General features: G+C 38.3%; 5 protein-coding genes and 1 pseudogene. 5 read left to right on the top strand and 1 reads right to left on the bottom strand.

Features of this window, described 5'->3' with window-relative positions:
- Nucleotides 1-36: 36 nt before the first annotated feature.
- Nucleotides 37-855, bottom strand: coding sequence for a tungstate ABC transporter substrate-binding protein TupA (tupA, locus tag ACTTKV_RS08745; RefSeq protein ID WP_442550186.1), 819 nt, complete (start codon nt 853-855; stop codon nt 37-39).
- A gap of 71 nt (nt 856-926) precedes the next feature.
- Between tupA and tupB the strand changes: the two genes are divergently transcribed.
- The 5 genes and pseudogenes from tupB to ACTTKV_RS08720 all read left to right on the top strand — a co-directional run.
- The gene (tupB, locus tag ACTTKV_RS08740) at nt 927-1,619 is read left to right on the top strand and encodes a tungstate ABC transporter permease TupB (RefSeq protein WP_442550185.1); all 693 of its coding nucleotides are present in this window, start codon (nt 927-929) and stop codon (nt 1,617-1,619) included.
- 9 nt (nt 1,620-1,628) lie between these two features.
- The gene (gene tupC, locus ACTTKV_RS08735; RefSeq protein WP_442550184.1) at nt 1,629-2,582 is read left to right on the top strand and encodes a tungstate ABC transporter ATP-binding protein TupC; all 954 of its coding nucleotides are present in this window, start codon (nt 1,629-1,631) and stop codon (nt 2,580-2,582) included.
- A gap of 247 nt (nt 2,583-2,829) precedes the next feature.
- A complete protein-coding gene (locus ACTTKV_RS08730) occupies nt 2,830-3,525 on the top strand; it encodes a TorD/DmsD family molecular chaperone (protein ID WP_442550183.1) in 696 nt (231 codons plus the stop codon).
- Complete coding sequence (locus ACTTKV_RS08725) at nt 3,515-3,688, top strand: twin-arginine translocation signal domain-containing protein (protein ID WP_442550182.1); 174 nt, start codon at nt 3,515-3,517, stop codon at nt 3,686-3,688. The genes ACTTKV_RS08730 and ACTTKV_RS08725 overlap by 11 nt, the downstream gene beginning before the upstream one ends.
- A gap of 33 nt (nt 3,689-3,721) precedes the next feature.
- Nucleotides 3,722-4,273: pseudogene (locus ACTTKV_RS08720) on the top strand (molybdopterin-dependent oxidoreductase); the annotation flags it as partial.
- Between the last annotated feature and the right edge of the window lie 56 nt (nt 4,274-4,329).

Raw genomic sequence — 4,329 nt, 5'->3', positions numbered from 1 at the left:
AAATAGATAGGAACGCTATGCGTTCCTATTAATGGGTTAGTTTTTGCGTGTATTCGCGTCTGGTGTGAAAAGTGGCTTGTCAAGAAGTTTGAAGTCGCCTATAAATTTCTGACCCTCTTCGCTTGTTGCCCAGTCGATAAATTTGTTTGCATTTTCGATGTCTGCTTTTGCGCAGTGTTTTGGATTTACTGCAATCAATGAGTAGAAGTTTTTAAGGTCGTTGTCGCCTTCATTTATGATAACCATTTCAGGGTTGCCGTTTTTGTTCGCTTCATATTTTATATATGTACCGCGATCTGTAAAGCTAACGCCTTTTTGCTCAGCAGCCGCATTTATAGTAGCTAGCATGCCTTGACCTGTTTGCATATACCAGCTGTCTTTTTCAGGAACTTCACCAGCGATCTTTTTCCAGATGCCTTTTTCTTTATTGTCTGTGCCCGATTTATCGCCACGTGAGAAGAATTTGATACCCTCTTTTTTGATAAGCTCAAAGCTCTCTTTTATATCTTTACCTTTAAATTTATCGGCGATAGACTTATCAGCGATAACTACAAAATCGTTATACATCACAGCTTTGCGCTCTACGCCAAAACCTTTTTCAACAAATTCTTTTTCAACTTTTGGTGAGTGAACGAAAAGTATGTCTGCATTGCAGTCTTCACCAAGTTTTAGTGCAGCGCCTGTACCAACAGCCGTCCATTTTACATCAACACCTGTTTTTGCCTTATAAACTGGGTAGATCGCATCAAGCAAGCCAGTGTTATCTGTACTTGTTGTAGTTGCCATGATTAGTTCATTATCGGCGCCAAACGTCAAAACTGCAGCTGCTAGTGAGCCTAAAATAACCTTTTTCATTTTTCTCCTTTTTAGAAAATATGGTATTATAGCATATTAAAATAATATGAATAAAAAATTAGGAATAATATTTGGTTTTTTTACTTAACGGCTTTGTAGAAGCCTTTAATCTGCTTTTAAACGGCAACCTTGAAACATACTCAGCCATTAAAGCTACACTTTACACATCGAGCGTGTCGATACTCTTTGCAATTATTGTGGGCTTTCCACTAGGTTTTACTTTAGGTTTTTATGACTTTAAAGGTCGTAAAATTTTACGCCTTCTAAGCGATACAGCCCTTGCTATGCCAACGGTTGCTATTGGCCTTATCTTATATGCATTTATTACGAGAAACGGTCCGCTTGGTAGCCTAAATTTACTCTTTACACTAAAAGCGGTCATGCTGGGACAGTTCGTGCTTGCCCTTCCTATCATCATCTCGCTTACTGCAAGCGTGGTTGAAAATATGGATAGAAAACACTACCTCACTATCTTAAATTTACGTCTTTCGCCCCCAAAGCTAGTTTTTTGTGTGCTTTATGAGCTACGCTATGCTCTAATGGTAGTTATTGCCACTGCATACGGCAGAATCGTCGCTGAAGTGGGTGTTGCGATGATGATAGGTGGCAACATCAAGTACTTTACCAGAACGATCACCACAGCCGTTTCGCTTGAGACGAACAAGGGCGAATTTGCCATGGGTATTGCGCTTGCTATGGTTTTGATATTTATCGCTTTTTTGGTAAATTTAGCGATCTTTGCGCTAAGAAAACTGGACAAATAGGAGCAAGTTTTGATAAAGTTAAGAAATTTACACCTAAGCTACGGTAAAAATGAGATCCTAAATATCCCAAGCCTTGACATAAACACCAAAAAGATAACCGCCTTAATGGGCAGTAACGGTAGCGGTAAAAGCACACTAATAAGAGTACTCTCGCGCCTACAAAGTCCAAATAGCGGCGAAATTTCACTCTGGGGTGAGAGCAAGCCAAGTCTTGAAATGCTGCGTAAAATTTCAGTTTTACTGCCAGAGCCAGCCCTTTTGAAAAGAAGCGTGAGAGAAAATTTCAAAGCCATTTTAAAAAGTAGAAATTTACTAAGAGAATTTGACGAGCGAACCAGCGAAGCACTTGCTCTTGTGGGACTTGATGAGAAGTTTTTAAACAAGCGCCATTTTGAGTTAAGCTCTGGGCAGACGCAGCGCATTGCATTTGCCTTGGCTCTTTCTTTAAGGGTGCCATTTTATCTGCTTGATGAGCCGACAAATAGCGTTGATATCGCTACCTCAAAGTTATTTAGTAAAGCCATAAATTTGATGCACGAGAAATACGGATGCGGCTTTGTAATAGCAAGTCACGACGAAAAATGGCTTAGCATACTAGCAAACGAGTGTGTCTTCTTGCACAAGGGCAAGGTGTGCGAGTTTGAATATAAAAATATCTTTGAGATAAAAGATGGCGTGTTAAACTTTGGTGATGAATCGCTGCTAAAGTTACCTTTAAATTTCAAAGATAAAAGCAAAATCACGATCAATCCAAGCAAGATAAAAATTTCTAAAAACAGTAGCGAAGCTCAAATTTCAGGATATTTGCACTCAGCCTCGCTTTACATGGGTAATGAAAAACTCTTAAAGGTAAAAGTGGACGATTTTTTAATAAAAATTTTTAGTCATGATGATGAAATTTTAAAGATCGGCGAACGAGTATATTTGGAATTTCAAGAGGGCTCAATGCTGGCTTTAGAGTAAAAATTTTGGCTCTACTCCTTAGGTTTATCGCAAATATAAAAATGGATATCAAAAATAGTTTTTATTTTAATATATATGCTAAAAAATCATATTTTAAGTAATTCCGAAAAAATGGTGCTTTTAAATATGCAACTAAGGCATATTTAAGCTTTTATTAATTTTTTTAATTTATTTTATTTTAAGCCACATTAATAAGCTAATTAATAGTATAGTTTTGCTGTCGTTAAAAAACCATTTAAGGAACAAGGTGAGTACAAAAGAGGAATTTGCAGCTGGAAGAAAGCTCTATTATGCTGTTTTTTCTAAATTTTTCGTATTTTGCGAAGATAAAGGGCGTTTTGATGGCCTAAATCAAATGCTTGATCTCATAGAAGAATATAGCCTAAATGATGAAGTTTTAATAGCTGTTAAAAACATCAAGAGTAAATTTGACGAAAGAAATCCAGAAAATCTGATAGCTGAATTTGATGATATATTTCACACTCCACCACGCCCACTTAGAAATTCACTCTCATATTATGACGAAGGCTACGAGGTAGGTCATGCCTGTGCTGATGTGCGTAAAATTTTGGCAAAAACTAGCATCAGACGTGACGAGAGCAAATTTAAAGAAAATGAAGATAACGTAGGCTTTGTCTTTACGCTAATGAACGAATTTATCGGTAAATTTGGCGAGTGTGAAGAAGAGCTTTTTAAAGCCATTATAAATCCAAACATTGATGAGTTTATAGAAAATTTATATGAGCATCAAAATAGTGAAATTTATAAAGATGTAGCCGTTTTACTAAATGAATTTATAGCTTTTGAGCGTGTGGCACTAAACTCACCAAAGCCACTTAGAAATGAAAACAAAAAAACTGATGGCCTTTCAAGGTCAGAAAGTATAAGAAGAGAAAAAAACAGGATAAGAAAACTAAGATCGGAGGGTACTTATGCAAAATAGACGCGAATTTTTAAAAAAAGTCGGTCTAGTCGGAGCCGTCGCTGCTAGCAGTGCGGTCGTAGCAAATGCTGGTGAAAATTTAAAATCAGGAAAGAGTAAAAAGACCGAGGTGCTTTATAAGAGAAGCAAAAACTGGGAACTTTACTACAAACAAGCAAAATAAAAAATTTGATAGAAAATTTAAGAAAGGATGAAAATGTCTGAAGCTAGACTAAACGCTACGCCAAACAACATCGGCCGTAGATCGTTTTTAAAAATGGCTGCATTAGCAGGTGCTAGTGGCGCGGCCGGCTTTGCAGCGAGCAATGTCACAAGAAGCGCGACAGCACAAGAGATGGCAAACCCATTTCCAGACTCAAAAATAGTAAAAACTGTTTGTTCAGTTTGCTCTGTTGGATGTGGGGTATTAGCAGAGGTAGAAAACGGCGTTTGGGTACGCCAAGAAGTGGCTCAAGACCACCCAGTAAGCGCTGGCGGTCACTGCTGTAAAGGTAGCGATGTCATCGATATGGTGCGCTCTCATTGCCGTGTAAAATATCCAATGAAAAAAGTTGGTGGCAAGTGGCAACGCATATCTATGGCGCAAGCACTTGACGAGATCGGTGCAAAGCTAAAAGCTTACCGCGAGAAAAACCCAGAGCAAGTGATGTTTTTGGGTTCAGCAAAAGATAGCAACGAGCAGAGCTACTACATCAGTAAATTCTCTGCGATGTTTGGGACGAATAACCTAGATCACCAAGCTAGAATTTGACATAGCGCAACAGTCGCCGGTGTGGCGAATACGTGGGGTTATGGAGCTATGAC

The sequence above is a fragment of the Campylobacter sp. genome (assembly GCF_052169515.1).
Taxonomy (GTDB): domain Bacteria; phylum Campylobacterota; class Campylobacteria; order Campylobacterales; family Campylobacteraceae; genus Campylobacter_A.
Note: the sequence above shows the minus strand (reverse complement) of the source record. Positions and strands in the feature narration are given on the sequence as shown.